This window comes from Burkholderia anthina, from assembly GCF_902498995.1.
GTDB lineage: Bacteria > Pseudomonadota > Gammaproteobacteria > Burkholderiales > Burkholderiaceae > Burkholderia > Burkholderia anthina.
On record NZ_CABVLY010000009.1, the window covers coordinates 22,074 to 37,877 of the forward strand.

14 protein-coding genes are annotated in these 15,804 nt (G+C 66.8%); 5 read left to right on the forward strand and 9 right to left on the reverse strand.

Annotated elements, in window-relative coordinates:
- Positions 1–48: 48 nt before the first annotated feature.
- The 3 genes from BME24068_RS13655 to BME24068_RS13665 all read right to left on the reverse strand — a co-directional run bounded on the left by BME24068_RS13655 (position 49) and on the right by BME24068_RS13665 (position 1,951).
- Entirely contained in the window at positions 49–1,047 is a 999-nt protein-coding gene (locus tag BME24068_RS13655; RefSeq protein WP_174926398.1) for an NADP-dependent oxidoreductase, read from the reverse strand.
- Positions 1,048–1,160: 113 nt separating this feature from the next.
- Positions 1,161–1,640 (reverse strand): PaaI family thioesterase, encoded by a 480-nt coding sequence (locus tag BME24068_RS13660; protein ID WP_174926399.1) that lies wholly within the window; start codon positions 1,638–1,640, stop codon positions 1,161–1,163.
- Complete coding sequence (locus tag BME24068_RS13665) at positions 1,637–1,951, reverse strand: Dabb family protein (RefSeq protein WP_096503103.1); 315 nt, start codon at positions 1,949–1,951, stop codon at positions 1,637–1,639. Before BME24068_RS13665 ends, BME24068_RS13660 begins: the two co-directional genes overlap by 4 nt.
- Before the next feature lie 407 nt (positions 1,952–2,358).
- On the opposite strand from BME24068_RS13665, the gene BME24068_RS13670 reads away from it, so the two are divergent.
- Positions 2,359–2,631 (forward strand): metal/formaldehyde-sensitive transcriptional repressor, encoded by a 273-nt coding sequence (locus BME24068_RS13670; protein WP_096503105.1) that lies wholly within the window; start codon positions 2,359–2,361, stop codon positions 2,629–2,631.
- An 11-nt stretch (positions 2,632–2,642) separates the two neighbouring features.
- Complete coding sequence (gene dmeF, locus BME24068_RS13675) at positions 2,643–3,920, forward strand: CDF family Co(II)/Ni(II) efflux transporter DmeF (RefSeq protein ID WP_174926400.1); 1,278 nt, start codon at positions 2,643–2,645, stop codon at positions 3,918–3,920.
- Between the two features lie 336 nt (positions 3,921–4,256).
- Here dmeF and BME24068_RS13680 read toward each other — a convergent pair whose 3' ends face one another.
- The 6 genes from BME24068_RS13680 to BME24068_RS13705 all read right to left on the reverse strand — a co-directional run bounded on the left by BME24068_RS13680 (position 4,257) and on the right by BME24068_RS13705 (position 12,947).
- A complete protein-coding gene (locus BME24068_RS13680; protein ID WP_174926401.1) occupies positions 4,257–5,354 on the reverse strand; it encodes a DUF3592 domain-containing protein in 1,098 nt (365 codons plus the stop codon).
- Between the two features lie 75 nt (positions 5,355–5,429).
- Positions 5,430–6,830, reverse strand: coding sequence for a sensor domain-containing diguanylate cyclase (locus BME24068_RS13685; RefSeq protein WP_174926402.1), 1,401 nt, complete (start codon positions 6,828–6,830; stop codon positions 5,430–5,432).
- Positions 6,831–7,138: 308 nt separating this feature from the next.
- Positions 7,139–8,317, reverse strand: coding sequence for an acetyl-CoA C-acyltransferase (locus BME24068_RS13690; protein WP_096503113.1), 1,179 nt, complete (start codon positions 8,315–8,317; stop codon positions 7,139–7,141).
- Positions 8,318–8,357: 40 nt separating this feature from the next.
- Positions 8,358–8,990, reverse strand: coding sequence for a bifunctional nicotinamidase/pyrazinamidase (gene pncA, locus BME24068_RS13695; RefSeq protein WP_174926403.1), 633 nt, complete (start codon positions 8,988–8,990; stop codon positions 8,358–8,360).
- Positions 8,991–9,034: 44 nt separating this feature from the next.
- Positions 9,035–11,119, reverse strand: a complete 2,085-nt coding sequence (locus tag BME24068_RS13700) for a 3-hydroxyacyl-CoA dehydrogenase NAD-binding domain-containing protein (protein WP_174926404.1) — start codon at positions 11,117–11,119, stop codon at positions 9,035–9,037.
- Between the two features lie 184 nt (positions 11,120–11,303).
- A complete protein-coding gene (locus BME24068_RS13705; protein WP_096503119.1) occupies positions 11,304–12,947 on the reverse strand; it encodes a 3-(methylthio)propionyl-CoA ligase in 1,644 nt (547 codons plus the stop codon).
- Positions 12,948–13,111: 164 nt separating this feature from the next.
- Here BME24068_RS13705 and BME24068_RS13710 point away from each other — a divergent pair, with 164 nt between their 5' ends.
- The 3 genes from BME24068_RS13710 to BME24068_RS13720 all read left to right on the forward strand — a co-directional run bounded on the left by BME24068_RS13710 (position 13,112) and on the right by BME24068_RS13720 (position 15,804).
- On the forward strand, positions 13,112–14,680 hold the full coding sequence (locus tag BME24068_RS13710; RefSeq protein WP_096503121.1) for a protein adenylyltransferase SelO: 1,569 nt from the start codon (positions 13,112–13,114) through the stop codon (positions 14,678–14,680).
- A gap of 38 nt (positions 14,681–14,718) precedes the next feature.
- Positions 14,719–15,150, forward strand: a complete 432-nt coding sequence (msrB, locus tag BME24068_RS13715; RefSeq protein ID WP_174926405.1) for a peptide-methionine (R)-S-oxide reductase MsrB — start codon at positions 14,719–14,721, stop codon at positions 15,148–15,150.
- A gap of 123 nt (positions 15,151–15,273) precedes the next feature.
- Complete coding sequence (locus BME24068_RS13720) at positions 15,274–15,804, forward strand: septation protein A (RefSeq protein WP_096503125.1); 531 nt, start codon at positions 15,274–15,276, stop codon at positions 15,802–15,804.

A 15,804-nucleotide genomic window follows, 5' to 3' on the forward strand; every position in this document is an offset into this window, starting at 1 on the left:
GCGCGTGGCGCCGTGAACGGACAAGCGTCACATGATGCCACGTGCGGGTCAGACGAGCTGCACGAGCTGCTTGCCGAAATTATGGCCCTTCAGCAGCCCCAGGAACGCGTCGGGCGCTCGCTCGAGCCCGTGTGCGATCGTCTCGCGGTAATGCAGCTGGCGCGTCGCGACGAGTTCGCCCAGCTCGGCCAGCGCGGGCGGCCATGCGTCGGGATGTTCGAACACGATGAAGCCCTGCATCGTCAGCCGCGAACGCAGGATCAGGCCGGGATTCGCGAGCGGCGCGACGGCGCCGTCGTAACCGGAGATCATCCCGCACACGGCGATGCGGCCGAACGCGTTCATCCGCGCCATCGTCGCGTCGAGCACCGCACCGCCGACGTTCTCGAAGCAGCCGTCGACGCCGTCCGGCGTCGCGGCGGCCAGGTCGTCGGCAAGCCGGCCGGCCTTGTAGTCGACGCACGCGTCGAAGCCGAGCGTGTCGACCACGTACCGGCACTTGTCGGGGCCGCCCGCGATGCCGACCGCGCGGCATCCGGCGCGCTTCGCGAGCTGGCCGACGACGCTGCCGACCGCACCGCTCGCCGCGCTGACGACGACGGTATCGCCGGCCTTCGGCGCAATGATCCGGTTCAGCCCGACCCACGCGGTCACGCCCGGCATGCCGGTCACGCCGAGCCATGCGGACAGCGGCACCCGCGACGTGTCGACCTTGCGCAGTCCGCTGCCGTTCGACGTGCCGTATTCCTGCCAGCCCAAGGGGCCGACCACGTGCTCGCCAACCGCAAAATCCGGGTGCCGCGATTCGACCACCTCGCCCGCCGTGCCGCCGATCATCACTTCGTTCAGCGGCTGCGGCACCGCGTACGACTTCGCGTCGCTCATGCGTCCGCGCATGTACGGATCGAGCGACAGGAAATGGTTGCGTACGCGCAGTTCGCCGTCGGCGAGCGGCGCGAGCGGCGTCTCGACGAGCCGGAAGTTGTCGACGCTCGCGGCACCTTGCGGGCGCGACACGAGCAGGATCTGGCGGTTGACCGTGTTCATTGCTGCCTCCTTCGTTTCATTCACCCGGCATTGCGGCGGCGGGAGCCCGCGCGCCCATGCCCCAAAACAAAGCGGCCCTGCCCGTGACCAGGCAGGGCCGCGCGTGGCAGCGCTTACACGTCGCTCGGGCCGGGCTGCGCGTCCGGCACCGTGCGCGTGCGTTGCCGCTTGATGTCGCGGCCGACCGCGAGCCGCCGCATGTACTTGAACGTGCCGAGCGCCTTCGCGACGAAGTTGCCGTCGCTGTCGCGCACTTCGCCTTCGCAGTACGCCATCGTCGTCGACCGATGCATCACGCGCCCGTATGCGCGCAACTCGCCGCGCCCGGGCTGCATGAAGTTCACCTTCATCTCGACCGTGACGACGCCGACGCCGTCATCGGTCAGGCTACGTGCGGCCATCGCGAGCGCGATGTCCGACAGCGTCATCGTCACGCCGCCGTGCGCGATGCTCCACGTGTTCATGTGCCGTTCGTCGAGCGGCAGCACGATCTCGCTCGCACCGTCCTTCGCGGATACCAGCCGCACGCCGAGCAGGTCGACGAACGGGCTTTCGATCGACGGACCGTCCGCCGGGGCTGCCGCGTCGCTCATCGTGCGCTGTCGGACAGGTAGTCGACGCACTGGCGCGATTCGGCCACCGCCACGACGAATTTCTTCACTTCCTGGTGAACGGGGTGCACCTGGTACGCATCGAGTGCGGCCTGGTCCGCGAAATCGGACACGAGCACGACGTCGCTGGTCGCATCGAGGCCCGGCGTCGCCACGCCGACGTCGAGCTGCAGGATCCCGGGCACGAGATCGCGGCAGCCTTCGAGCTTTTCCTTCAGCCGGAGTGCGTTTTGCGCGCGCGTGCCGCCTTCCGCCGATTCCTTCAACTTCCACATCACTATGTGCCTGATCATGTAGTTCTCACGAGTTCGCGCCAGTTCGACAAATGCCGCGAAGGCATTGCGTGGCGGGGGTTAGCGGACGCTCGGCGGTTCGCCGCAGTTCATGGCTCACCGTCCACATCCGCACGAAAAACGGGTAGGAAAGCGGGTACGTTCGAGCATCGCCGACCCGATACCCGCCTCTTCATCATGCCACTCGCCGACGTCAAGATTCGGCAAGTCGAGGCAGACAGCAAGCCTATCAAAATTACCGGCGCCGATGGGCGAGATCGAAATTCGACCGGGCGGACCGAAACTCTGGCGCCATCGGTACGAAATCGTCGGCAAAGAGACATTCATCCCCCGAACTATACCCCCACCCCCTATATGGGAAGGCAATTGGGTTTATAGTCCCCCCCACTATATGTGAAGGGACTACCATGAGCCACACCATCAAGGAAAAGCAGAAGCTGCTGAACCGTGTCCGCCGGATCAAGGGACAGGTCGAAGCCATCGAACGCGCGCTGGAGGACGAGCGCGGGTGCAACGAAATCCTCCGCCTGATCACGAGCGGTCGCGGCGCGATGAATGGGCTGCTTGCGGTCGTGCTCGAAGATCACATCCGCAGCCATCTGGTCGATGCCGAAGATCACCACGACGAAGGCAGCGCGACCGAACAACTGATCGAAGTCGTTCACAGCTACTTCAAATAATCGGGGGAGCGATGAACGATTTCAAGAACGATGCCTTCGGCGCAGGGCACGACCACATCTTTCTCGGTGCCGCGCACGAACAGAACGAACGCAGAACCTGGACGGTCATCGCGCTGTGCGCGGCGATGATGGTGGCCGAGATCGTCGGCGGATCGATTTTCGGCTCGCTGGCGCTGATCGCCGACGGCCTGCACATGTCGACGCACGCGGGCGCGATGTTGATCGCCGCGCTCGCCTATACCTATGCGCGCAAACACGCGAACGACCCGCGCTTTGTGTTCGGCACCGGCAAGCTCGGCGATCTGGCGGGCTTCACCAGCGCGATCGTGCTCGCGATGATCGCGATGCTGATCGGGTACGAGGCCGTCGCGCGCCTGCTCGCTCCGGTTCCGATCCATTTCGGCGAGGCGATTCCGATCGCGGTCGCCGGCCTGCTCGTCAACATCGCGAGCGTCTGGCTGCTGAGCGGCGATCATCACGGCCACAACCACGGTCACGGTCATGGGCATCATCACGGCCACGACCATGACGAAGAGGAAACGCACCAGATCTTCGATCGGCAGGGTGTATTCGTCGTGTCGGTGTTCGAAGATGGCGTGCCGCCGGTTTTCCGCATGGCGCCCGCGACGCGGGAGACGCAGGAGACGCAGGAGACGCAGCCGGTCGATGCCGGCGCCGTATCGGTGACGACGGTCCGTCCAGACGGTACGCGGCAGACATTCGCGATGCAAGATCGTGGCGGCTATCTGGAATCGACGGAAGCCATCCCCGAGCCGCATGCGTTCAAGGCGATCGTCCGCCTGAACGGCCGCGAGCACGCGCTGGCGTTCGAGGAACACGACCACGGTGCGGCCGCGCGCGATCACAACATCCGCTCTGCCTACATCCACGTGATCGCCGATGCGGCCGTTTCCGTGCTGACGATCGTCGGGCTGCTGCTCGCGCGTGCGTTCGGCTGGCTATGGATGGATCCGCTGGCCGGCATCATCGGCGCGCTGGTCATCGCGAACTGGTCGTACGGCCTGCTGCGCGACACCGGCGCAATCCTGCTCGACATGAATTCGGATCGGCGTCTGACGGACCACGTGCGTGGCGCGATCGAGGGCAATGGCGACCGCGTCGGCGACCTGCATGTGTGGCGACTCGGGCCGGGGCACATGAGTGCGGTCGTGTCCGTGGTGACGGACAACCCGCAGCGCGATGCCCGCTTCTATCACCGTATCCTGCAGCAATTCAGAAATTTGTCGCACGTTACCGTCGAGGTTGTGCCTGCGACGCGAAGGCAATGAGGAGGGTGGACAAATCCGCTGAAGTCGACGCGCGTTCGTTCGGCGGCCGCATCGCTATCGCGTGATCGCTTCAGCGCCAGCCGGACAGCGTTGCCACATCCTGCGGTCGGCTTCGCGCCGCGGTTCGGCACGCCGCCGGACGACGCACTGCAGCGGATCGTCGCCGACGTCGGGATGCCGAGCGCGAACCAGGCGCCGCGGCCGAAATCCACGCGTTCCGCGTATCACGGCACGATGACCTGGTCGTGCGGCAGGCGATATGGGTTGCCGCGCGCGATCGTCAGCTTGCGCACCGGGCCGGCACCGCCACGCCCAACCGCAATCCATCCGCGTCGCTCAGCGGGCCTTGCGTTTCTTCCGGCGATAACGCCACGCATCCAGGGCAGCGCAGCCGCCAAAGCCCACGCCGACCGCGACAAACGGCAATCCGATCGCGCACAGGATGAGGATCGCCCCCCACTGCTCGCCGAAACTGCGCACGACCGCGCGATCGGGATTGCGGGGATCGTAGAGCACCCGAACGGTGTCCCCGGTATTCAGCGAATTGCTGGACGACGAACCCTGCGCAAAAGTGATGGTCCGGCCGGTGTCCGTCCTGAACGTGACGATCGCCGAATACATACTGCCGGCGCCGCGATCACTGCGTTTGCGCTCCGCCATCCCGACGATCTGTCCGGTCGTGTGAACATAATCTCGAACCTGCTTCTGGTTGTGTACGTAAAGTGCCCCTGCGCCGCCCAGCAGGCCGGTACCCAGCAACAACGGCAATCCGGCGACGAGCGCGAGCCCGGCCATCATGCTCATTGCTTTGGATTGGGATTTCGCACCAGACGCATGCCCGGCAGTTTGCCCGGGCTCCGTCGACGACGAGCCATCCCGTCCGACCAGCACGCCGATCCCGGCAAACACGGTGCCCAGAATGGTCAGGATCCCGACGCCGAACCACCGCTCGAAAAACCCGGCGAAGATCACGCCGTCGGCCGGGTGAGTCGGGTCGTAATAGAGCCGGTCCCTGTCGCCCGGATCAGCGCTTGGCGACGTCGTGGCCATCTGCCCCTTCACCTCGACGGCTTCGCCGTTCGCGGTGACGAATCGATAGACGGTCCGGTAGTGGCCGGCGTCGTAGCCGTCGTGTGAAAATCCGACGACGACGGCCTCGGTTTCCGTCATGCGCGAAGCCGCCGAGATCGAGGCATAGGCCCAGACGGCAGCACTCAGCAAAAGGGCCACGCCGACCAGCAAGAACCCGTTCACGCGTCGGCGCATCGATGCGCGCGTCGCGCCGAGCGCGGCCATATCGACGGGTTTGCGCGTTGAAGTCCTGCGTGCCTTGCGTTGCCCGGCGTCGCGCCGTGCGTACCCGGTCGTCGAAACACTGCGTCGCGCATCGGCCTTTGCGATATTGTCGTCGTCAGGCGTGCTCTTGTCGTTCATGCATCATGTCCGGTCTCGTCAGACCGACATGATACGGTCCGGGATGCTCCGCACTGCCGCACGGACTCGCGCGGTTCACCGCGACACGACCCGGTTCCGTCCGTCCCGCTTCGCCTGATACAACCGCTCGTCGACCACTCGCAGCAACGCATCGACCGTGCTCCCGTCGACGCCGTACTGCGCAACGCCGACGCTGACCGTCACCTGCACGCGCTTGAAATCCAGACCGAACGGCGCGCTCGCGATCGACGAGCGGACGCGCTCGGCCGTCATGCGCGCCCCTTCGAGCGGCATCTCCGGCAACAGCGCCATGAACTCCTCGCCGCCGACCCGCGCGAGCGCACCCGCCGGACGAATCGCCTCGAGACACTGGCGCACGACGCCGCGCAGCACCTCGTCGCCGATCTGATGCCCGTATGCGTCGTTGATGTTCTTGAAATTGTCGAGATCGAGCGTGAGCAGGCAGAACGGCGTGCCGTCGCGTTCCGCGCGCACGATCTCGCGCTCGACCTGCGCGATGAACTGGCGACGGTTCGACGCGCCCGTCATCGGATCGGTCGCGGCCATGTATTCGAGCTTCTGGTTCGTGCGCCGCAATTCCTGCAGGGCGCTCTCGGTGCGCGCCATCGATTCCGACAGCCGGCTCATCAGGTCTTCCTGGCTGTAGATCGCGGAGAACGAGCGCGTCGTCTGCAGCGCCTGCACCACGCCGTAGCTGAGCAGGAAGAACCCGCCCGCGAAGATGGCATGCGCGAGCCACCACATGTGATTCCACGGCTTGCCGAGCATGAACGCGAGCGACGACAGCGCGAACGCCGTGATCGACATGCCGTAGATCACCATCAGCGGCGAACGGATGCGCCGCGCGAGGAGCACGCCGACGTTGAGCAGGGAAAACACGAGCGCGCCGCCTTCCATCGACATCCGCGTCCCGAGCGCGCCTGCGACGGGCGAATACGCGATGTACGCGACCGCCACGTTGACGATCACGAAGAACACGATCCACGGCAGCCACGTGCGCGCACGCGTGCGCTTCTCGATGCGATCGGGCGGCTCGGCATACGACAGCAGGCCGGTCAGCAGCAGGATCGACATCACGAGGCGCGACGCGGGCCCGTACAGCAGGAACAGCCAGATGTTGTGGTGCGCCATCCCGGTGAATGCGCCGTGCAACGCGTAGATCATCGCGAAGCCGAGAAAGCCGAGCGTGAGCCAGCGCAGCAACGGCTCGCCGGACGACCGGTAGCAGACCCACGTCACGTAGGTGACGAACGCGCCCTCGAGGGTCGCGGCCGCGATCGCGAGTTCATGGAATGCATGACTCTCGAACACGGCGTGCGGGTCGCTGAAAAACCACAGATAGGCGATCAGATAGGCCGGCAGCAATGCGAATCCGACCAGCAGGCATTTTGCGTAGAGCCTCGCGGCCGCGCTCACGACGCGCGGCGGTTCCCCGGCGGCATAGGTCGTACTCAATTCGGTCCCCGTTCGGTCTGCTGCGTGGTTCGAACGTCCATGGCGCCGGAAACGCACGATGCATCTGCGCCGGCTGCCGGGAACGCGTCGCGTACGCCGGAACGACGCACGCGCGGGCCCATCCCGCCGAAAGACAAATGACAGAGCAAGTATAAGGGCGGCAATTCGTTTGACAAGTAAGGGGAAACGGCATCACCCGGCAGACGCCGTTTACCCTCTCTTCGTTACGAATTGCACCCGATCATCGCGGATTCGCGCCGGGGTCGCGACGTTTACCCCGCCAAACCGCCACCGCCGGCGGACAAAGATCAGACGATTTCGAACAGGCCGGCCGCGCCCTGCCCGCCGCCGATGCACATCGTGACCACCACGTATTTCACGCCGCGGCGCTTCCCTTCGATCAGCGCGTGGCCCGTCAGGCGCGCGCCCGACACGCCGTACGGGTGGCCGACCGCGATCGCGCCGCCGTTCACGTTCAGGCGCTCGTCAGGAATCCCGAGCGTGTCGCGGCAATACAGCACCTGCACCGCGAACGCTTCGTTCAGCTCCCACAGGCCGATGTCGTCGACCTTCAGCCCCGCCTGCTTCAGCAGCTTCGGCACCGCGAACACCGGACCGATGCCCATCTCGTCCGGCTCGCAGCCGGCCACCGCGAAGCCGCGGAACACGCCGAGCGGCTGCAGCCCTTCGCGCTGCGCGACATCGGCGCTCATCACGACGCACGCCGATGCGCCGTCGGAAAACTGGCTCGCGTTGCCGGCGGTGATCACGCCGCCCGGCAAGGCCGAACGGATCTTCGACACGCCTTCGAGCGTCGTGTCGGGCCGGATGCCTTCGTCGGCCGACACCGTCACCTCCTGCGTGAACAGCCGGCCCGTCGCCTTGTCGGCGATGCCCGCACGCACGGTGATCGGCACGATTTCGTCGCGGAAGCGCCCGGCTTCCTGCGCGGCCGCCGCGCGCAGTTGCGACTGCACGCCATAGGCATCCTGCCGGTCCTTCGCGATCCCGTAGCGCTTCGCGACGTTCTCGGCCGTCTGCAGCATGTTCCAGTAGATCTCGGGCTTGTGCTCGACGAGCCAGCCTTCCTGGATCATGTGCCGGTTCATCTCGTTCTGCACGCACGAAATCGATTCGACGCCGCCCGCCACATACACGTCGCCCTCGCCTGCGATGATCCGCTGCGCGGCCAGTGCGATCGTCTGCAGACCCGACGAGCAGAAACGGTTCACGGTCATCCCCGGCACGCTGACCGGCAGCCCGGCGCGCAGCGCGATCTGGCGCGCGATGTTCGCGCCGGTCGCGCCTTCGGGATTCGCGCAGCCCATGATCACGTCCTCGACGCGCGCGGGGTCGAGCTTCGCGCGTTCGAGCGCGGCGGCAACCACGTGGCCGCCGAGCGTCGCGCCGTGCGTCATGTTGAATGCGCCGCGCCACGATTTCGCGAGCGGCGTGCGTGCGGTCGATACGATTACGGCTTCGGTCATGCGAGTCTCCTTCGGTCCTGCTGAATCGGATGGGAATGCGCTACGCCGTCGGGCGCGCGCCCGCGGACGTCACGTGTGCGACGCCCGCCGCCTGCATCTGTTGCCATGCGTACGCGAGCGACCCGTTCAGGTCGATGGCGCGGCACGCATCGTTGATCACCGCGGCGTCGAAGCCCGCCGCGCGCGCATCGAGCGCCGACCATGCGACGCAATAGTCGGTCGCGAGCCCGCAACACCACACGCGCTTCGCGCCAAGCTCGCGCAGATAGCCGGCGAGCCCCGTGCGCGTCGTGCGATCGGCTTCGACGAACGCGGAATAGCTGTCGACCTGCGCGTCGCCGCCCTTGCGGATCACGAGCCTGGCATGCGGGATGTCGAGGTCGCGATGCAGCGCCGCGCCTTCCGTGTCCTGCACGCAGTGCACGGGCCACAGCACCTGCTCGCCGTACGGCAGCGCGAGCGTCGAGAACGGCTCGCGCCCCGGATGGTTCGCGGCAAACGACACGTGCTCGCGCGGGTGCCAGTCCTGCGTCAGCACGACCTGGTCGAAGCGCTGCGCGAGCGCGTTGATCACCGGCACGACCGCGTCGCCGTCCGGCACCGCGAGCGCGCCGCCCGGCATGAAGTCGTATTGCACGTCGATCACGAGCAGCACGTCGTCGGTGCGTTTCATTGCGTTTCTCCTGATTGGGCCGGTCGCGCCGTCACGCCGCGCCGTCAGCCGTTGAACCCGCGCCCGGCTCGGGCCAGCTCGACGATCGACGGCGCAAGCTGCCACGCGTCGCCGTTCGGCGCGGCCGCATAGCGGCGAATCGCGCGCTCGACGTTGTAGAGGCCGACCATGTCGGCGTACAACATCGGGCCGCCGCGCCACAGCGGAAAGCCGTAGCCGGTCAGATAGACCATGTCGATGTCGGACGCCTTCGACGCGATCTTTTCCTCGAGGATCTTCGCGCCTTCGTTGACGAGCGCGAACACGAGCCGCTCGACGATCTCGTCGTCGCCGATCTTGCGCCGCTCGACGCCGCGCTCCTTCGAATACGCGACGACCATCTCGTCGACGAGCGCCGACGGCTTCGCCTTGCGCTCGCCCGGCACGTAGTCGTACCAGCCGCCGCCCGTCTTCTGGCCGAAACGGCCCAGCTCGCACAGGCGATCGGCGATCTTCGAGTACTGCAGATCGGGCTGCTCGACATAGCGGCGCTTGCGGATCGCCCAGCCGATGTCGTTGCCGGCGAGGTCGCTCATCCGGAACGGGCCCATCGCAAAACCGAACTTCTCGATCGCACGATCGACCTGCGCGGGCAGCGCGCCTTCCTCGAGCATGAAGAGCGCCTGGCGGATGTACTGCTCGATCATCCGGTTGCCGATGAAGCCGTCGCACACGCCCGACACCACCGCCGTCTTGCGAATCTTCCTGGCGACCGCCATCACGGTGGCGAGCACGTCCTTCGCGGTCTGCGCGCCGCGCACGACCTCGAGCAGCTTCATCACGTTCGCGGGGCTGAAGAAGTGCATGCCGACGACGTCCTGCGGACGCTTCGTGAAGGCGGCGATCTTGTCGACGTCGAGCGTCGACGTGTTCGATGCGAGAATCGCGCCGGGCTTCGCCACGGCGTCGAGTTGGCCGAACACCTGTTCCTTCACGCCGAGTTCCTCGAACACGGCCTCGATGATCAGGTCCGCATCCTTCAGGTCGTCGTAGGACAGCGTCGGCGCGATCAGCGCCATGCGCGCGTCGAGCTTCTGCTGCGTGAGCTTGCCCTTCTTCACCTGCGCGTCGTAGTTCTTGCGGATCGTGGCGAGCCCGCGATCGAGCGCGTCCTGCTTCGTCTCGAGCAGCGTGACGGGCAGGCCCGCGTTGATGAAGTTCATCGCGATCCCGCCGCCCATCGTGCCGGCGCCGATCACGCCGACGCGGCGAATCTCGCGCACCGGCGTATCCGGCGGCACGTCGGGAATCTTGCTCGCCGCGCGTTCGCCGAAGAACGCGTGCCGCAGCGCGCGGCTTTCCGGCGTCATCATCAGCGCGACGAAACCGTCGCGCTCGGCGACGCTGCCCTTGTCGAAGCCGTTCAGCACGCCCGCCTCGATCGCATCGATGCACTTGTGCGGCGCGGGGAAATTGGGTGCGGCGGCCTGTGCGGAATTTCGCGCGAACTGGATGAAACCCGCCGCATTCTCGTGGACGATCTTGCGATCGCGCACGCGCGGATGCGGCCCGTTCTGCGCGCCGGCCTTGCGCGCGAACGCGACGGCCGCGTCGAGCAGGTCGCCGTCGGCCATCGCGTCGAACAGCCCGCTCTTCGCGAGTTGCTCCGACGGCACCGGCGCGCCCGACACGATCATGTTCAGCGCGGTTTCGAGCCCCACCGCGCGCGGCAGGCGCTGCGTGCCTCCGGCGCCCGGCAGCAGCCCGAGCTTCACTTCGGGCAGCGCGATCTGCGCCCCCGGCGCCGCGACGCGATAGTGCGCACCGAGCGCGAGTTCCAGGCCGCCGCCCATCACGACGCTGTGCAGCGCCGCGACGACCGGCTTCGCGCTCGTCTCCACCGCGCGGATCACGGTGTGCAGCGTCGGCTCCTGCAGTGCCTTCGGGGTATTGAATTCGGTGATGTCGGCGCCGCCCGAGAACGCGCGGCCCGCGCCGGTCAGCACGATCGCCGTGACCGACGGATCCTGCGCGGCACGCTCGAGCGCGTCCATGACGCCGAGCCGGGTCGACAGGCCGAGCCCGTTGACGGGCGGATTGTTGAGCGTGATGACGGCCACGCCGTCGCGAGTCGAGTAATCCACTGCCATCTGCCTGCCTCCATGCATCGCGCGCCGGGGTGGCTGCGCTTCATTGTGCGCGGTCGAACGGCCGCATGTCCGGATCGAACGGAGGCAGCATACAACGAAAAAGCACGGTCGTTCAATTTGAATTTTTCCCGATCCGGGGGCCGGATCGGGCAACCGTGCGGCAGGCCGTCTCCGGCCACGGGGCTTACGACTCGCAGACCGCCGTCGGCAGCACGTAGTCGCGGAAGGACTCGCGCAGCTTGAGCTTCTGCAGCTTGCCGGTCGCCGTGTGCGGCAGCGATTCGACGAACACGACGTCGTCGGGCACCCACCACTTCGCGACCTTGCCCTCGTAGAACGCGAGCAGCGCCTCGCGGGTCAGGCTCGCGCCTTCGCGCGGCACCACGACGAGCAGCGGCCGCTCGGTCCATTTCGGGTGCGCACAGGCGATGCAGGCCGCTTCGGCGACGCCCGGATGCGCGATCGCGACGTTCTCGATGTCGATCGAGCTGATCCATTCGCCGCCGGACTTGATCACGTCCTTGCTGCGGTCGGTGATCTGCAGGAAGCCGTCGGGGTCGATCGTCGCGACGTCGCCGGTCGGGAACCAGCCGTCCGACAGCGGCGACGTATCGCTCCTGAAGTAGTGGTCGATCACCCACGGCCCGCGCACCTGCAGTTCGCCGAACGCGACGCCGTCCCACGGCAGTTCGTGCCCGTCGTCGCCGACGATCCGCATGTCGACGCCGCAGATCACGCGCCCCTGCTTTTCCAGCAGCTTGCGCTGCGCGTCGGGCGAGCGCTGCGATTGCGCCCAGTTCAGCTTCGCGAGCGTGCCGAGCGGCGACAGCTCGGTCATCCCCCATGCGTGGATCACGCGCACGCCGTACTCGTCCTCGAACGTGCGCAGCATCGCGGGCGGGCACGCGGAGCCGCCGATCACCGTGCGGTTCAGCGTCGAGAAGCGCACGCCGGCCTCGCGCATGTAGTTGAGCAGCCCGAGCCACACGGTCGGCACGCCCGCGGAAAACGTCACGCGCTCGGCCTCCATCAGCGCGTACAGCGACTTGCCGTCGAGATCCTTGCCGGGCAGCACCAGCTTGCCGCCGGTGAGCGGCACCGCGTAAGGCAGCCCCCACGCGTTCACGTGGAACATCGGCACGACGGGCAGCACGGCATCGAGCGCCGACAGGTTCATCGCATCGGGCAGCGCGGCGCCGTATGCATGCAGCACCGTCGAACGATGCGAATACAGCACGCCCTTCGGATTGCCGGTCGTGCCCGACGTGTAGCACAGGCCCGACGCCTGCAGTTCGTCGAGGCGCGGCCAGTCGTAGCGGCCGTCCTCGGCGTCGACGAGCGTTTCGTAGCACAGGTACGGCGTCGCGCCGGACGGCAGGTGTGCGGCGTCCGTCATCGCGATCCAGCCCTTCACATTCGGGCACTGCGGCGCGATCGCATCGACGAGCGGCGCGAAATTGATGTCGAAGAAGACGTAGCGGTCTTCCGCATGATTGACGATGTACGCGATCTGCTCGGGAAAGAGGCGCGGGTTGATCGTGTGGCACACGGCGCCCATCCCGCCGATCCCGTAATAGGCCTCCAGATGCCGATAGCCGTTCCACGCGAGCGTGCCGACGCGCTCGCCCGATTCGACGCCGAGCCGCGCAAGCGCCTGTGCGAGCCGCTTCGCGCGCTGCTCGCAATCGCGGTACGTGTAGCGATGCAGGTCGCCTTCCACGCGCTTCGACACGATCTCCGTGTCGCCCGCATGCCGCGCGGCATGCGCGATCAACGACGACACCAGCAACGGCATGTCCATCATCTGGCCCAGCAACGGCTTACCCATCGTCTTGTTCTCCCGGAAGGACGCGAATCGGTGACCCGCCTCGAAGCAGTGCGCCAGCGTACGACCCGTCCACGGCCCGGACAGGCCTGGCGCAAGGCGCGCGCGCCGCCATGCGGGCGGCGCGGCGCCGCCTTACAATATCGACTTACCCAGAGGCGCTCAACATGTCGTTTTCCCGAAGCGCAGCCGATGCGGCTGACACGCTCCCCGACCTCGCCGAGACGCTCGGCGCGCCCGCCGAACGCGCGTTCGTCACGCTCGGCGATGCGTTTCATACGCGGCTGCCGGCCGCGCCGCTGCCCGCGCCGTACGTCGTCGGCTTTTCCGGCGAAGTCGCGCGACTGCTCGGCCTGCCGCCATCGATCGTCGCGCAGCCCGGCTTCGCCGAGCTGTTCGCCGGCAACCCGACACGCGACTGGCCCGCGAACGCGATGCCGTACGCATCGGTGTATTCCGGCCACCAGTTCGGCGTATGGGCCGGCCAGCTCGGCGACGGCCGCGCGCTGACGATCGGCGAACTTCCCGGCCCCGACGGCCGGCGCTTCGAACTGCAGCTCAAGGGCGGCGGCCGCACGCCGTACTCGCGCATGGGCGACGGCCGCGCGGTGCTGCGCTCGTCGATCCGCGAATTCCTGTGCTCCGAAGCGATGCATCATCTCGGCATTCCGACCACGCGCGCACTCACGGTGATCGGCTCCGACCAGCCGGTGGTGCGCGAGGAAATCGAGACGTCGGCGGTCGTCACGCGCGTGTCGGAAAGCTTCGTGCGCTTCGGCCACTTCGAGCACTTCTTCTCGAACGATCGCCCCGACCTGCTGCGCCAGCTCGCCGATCACGTGATCGACCGCTTTTATCCCGCCTGCCGCGAGGCCGACGATCCGTACCTCGCGCTGCTCGAAGCCGCGATGTTCCGCACGGCCGACGTCGTCGCGCAATGGCAGGCGGTCGGCTTCTGCCACGGCGTGATGAACACGGACAACATGTCGATCCTCGGCGTGACGATCGACTACGGCCCGTTCGGTTTCGTCGACGCGTTCGACGCGAATCACATCTGCAACCACTCCGACACGAGCGGCCGCTACGCATACCGGATGCAGCCGCGCATCGCGCACTGGAACTGCTATTGCCTCGCGCAGGCGCTGCTGCCGCTGATCGGGCTGCAGCACGGCATCGCCGACGACGATGCGCGCGCCGAGCGTGCGGTGGAAGACGCGCAGGCCGTGCTCGCGAAGTTTCCGGAGCGCTTCGGCCCCGCGCTCGAGCGCCTGATGCGCGCGAAGCTCGGCCTCGAACTCGAACGCGAGAACGACGCGGAGCTCGCCAACAAGCTGCTCGAAACGATGCACGCGAGCCACGCGGACTTCACGCTGACGTTCCGCCGGCTCGCGCAGCTGTCGAAGCACGACGCGAGCCGCGACGCGCCGGTGCGCGACCTGTTCATCGATCGCGACGCGTTCGATGCATGGGCGAACCTCTACCGCGCGCGGCTGTCCGACGAAACGCGCGACGACGCGGCACGCGCCGCCGCGATGAACCGCGCGAACCCGAAATACGTGTTGCGCAACCATCTAGCCGAAGTCGCGATCCGGCGCGCGAAGGAGAAGGATTTTTCCGAAGTCGAGCGGCTCGCGCAGGTGCTGCGCCGCCCGTTCGACGAACAACCGGAACATGAAGCGTATGCGGCACTGCCGCCCGACTGGGCCGGGTCGCTCGAAGTGAGCTGCTCGTCGTGACCCGCGCGACCCGACCGACCGATCAGGAGAACCCCCACATGTCACACGATTCCGACGACAAGACCTTCCCGTACCGGAAGGACGACGCCGAGCTGCGCCGCCGCCTCACGCCGATGCAGTACGAAGTCACGCAGCACGCGGCGACCGAGCGCGCGTTCACCGGCGCATACACCGACACGGAAGACGCCGGCATCTACACATGCGTCGTCTGCAGCACGCCGCTGTTCGAATCCGGCGCCAAATTCCATTCGGGCTGCGGCTGGCCCAGCTACTTCAAGCCGCTGAACGGCGAAGTGATCGACGAGAAGATCGACCGCTCGCACGGGATGGTGCGCGTCGAGGTGCGCTGCAACCATTGCGGCGCGCATCTCGGCCACGTGTTCGAGGATGGCCCCCGCGACCAGACCGGTTTGCGGTACTGCATCAATTCGGCTGCGTTAAACTTCGAGTCCCGACCCGAAAACGAATGAGCGGCGCCGGACGGATCCGACGGCAGCCTCCCCGGCTGCCACGATCCGCGACGGTGGCGCCTGGCGGGTCCCTACAACGGTGAAAGGCCGCGCGATGCGACCTTTCACGCAGCTGCGAGCGCCATGAAATTCCTGTTCGATCTGTTTCCGATCATCCTGTTTTTCGCTGCCTTCAAGGTCTGGGGCATCTTCACCGCCACTGCCGTCGCGATCGTCGCGACGCTGGCCCAGGTCGCGTGGGTCGCCTTCCGGCACCGGAAGGTCGACACGATGCTGTGGGTCAGCCTCGGCGTGATCGTCGTGTTCGGCGGCGCCACCCTCGTCCTGCATGACGAAAAATTCATTCAATGGAAACCGACTGTGCTGTATTGGTTGTTTGCGATCGGGCTGTTCGCCGCGCGCTATGCGTTCGGCAACAACCTGATCGAGAAGATGATGGGCAAGCAGCTCACGCTGCCGCATCCCGTGTGGGACAAGCTGAACGTCGCGTGGGCGCTGTTCTTCGCGGTGCTCGGCGTTGCGAACCTGTACGTGGTGCACAACTACACCGAATCGCAGTGGGTGAACTTCAAGCTGTTCGGCACGACGGGCGCCATGGTCGTGTTCATCATCCTGCAGAGCCTGTGGCTCACGAAGTACCTGAAGGACGAGTAA

Excerpts from the sequence above, each read along its gene's own strand:
- BME24068_RS13680 (WP_174926401.1), bottom strand. The coding sequence starts at position 5,354 with ATGAACGACAAGAGCACGCCTGACGACGACAATATCGCAAAGGCCGAT.
- pncA (WP_174926403.1), bottom strand. The coding sequence starts at position 8,990 with ATGAAACGCACCGACGACGTGCTGCTCGTGATCGACGTGCAATACGAC.
- msrB (WP_174926405.1), top strand. The coding sequence starts at position 14,719 with ATGTCACACGATTCCGACGACAAGACCTTCCCGTACCGGAAGGACGAC.
- BME24068_RS13690 (WP_096503113.1), bottom strand. The coding sequence starts at position 8,317 with ATGACCGAAGCCGTAATCGTATCGACCGCACGCACGCCGCTCGCGAAA.
- BME24068_RS13700 (WP_174926404.1), bottom strand. The coding sequence starts at position 11,119 with ATGGCAGTGGATTACTCGACTCGCGACGGCGTGGCCGTCATCACGCTC.
- BME24068_RS13710 (WP_096503121.1), top strand. The coding sequence starts at position 13,112 with ATGTCGTTTTCCCGAAGCGCAGCCGATGCGGCTGACACGCTCCCCGAC.
- BME24068_RS13720 (WP_096503125.1), top strand. The coding sequence starts at position 15,274 with ATGAAATTCCTGTTCGATCTGTTTCCGATCATCCTGTTTTTCGCTGCC.
- BME24068_RS13665 (WP_096503103.1), bottom strand. The coding sequence starts at position 1,951 with ATGATCAGGCACATAGTGATGTGGAAGTTGAAGGAATCGGCGGAAGGC.
- BME24068_RS13670 (WP_096503105.1), top strand. The coding sequence starts at position 2,359 with ATGAGCCACACCATCAAGGAAAAGCAGAAGCTGCTGAACCGTGTCCGC.
- BME24068_RS13705 (WP_096503119.1), bottom strand. The coding sequence starts at position 12,947 with ATGGGTAAGCCGTTGCTGGGCCAGATGATGGACATGCCGTTGCTGGTG.
- BME24068_RS13655 (WP_174926398.1), bottom strand. The coding sequence starts at position 1,047 with ATGAACACGGTCAACCGCCAGATCCTGCTCGTGTCGCGCCCGCAAGGT.
- BME24068_RS13660 (WP_174926399.1), bottom strand. The coding sequence starts at position 1,640 with ATGAGCGACGCGGCAGCCCCGGCGGACGGTCCGTCGATCGAAAGCCCG.
- dmeF (WP_174926400.1), top strand. The coding sequence starts at position 2,643 with ATGAACGATTTCAAGAACGATGCCTTCGGCGCAGGGCACGACCACATC.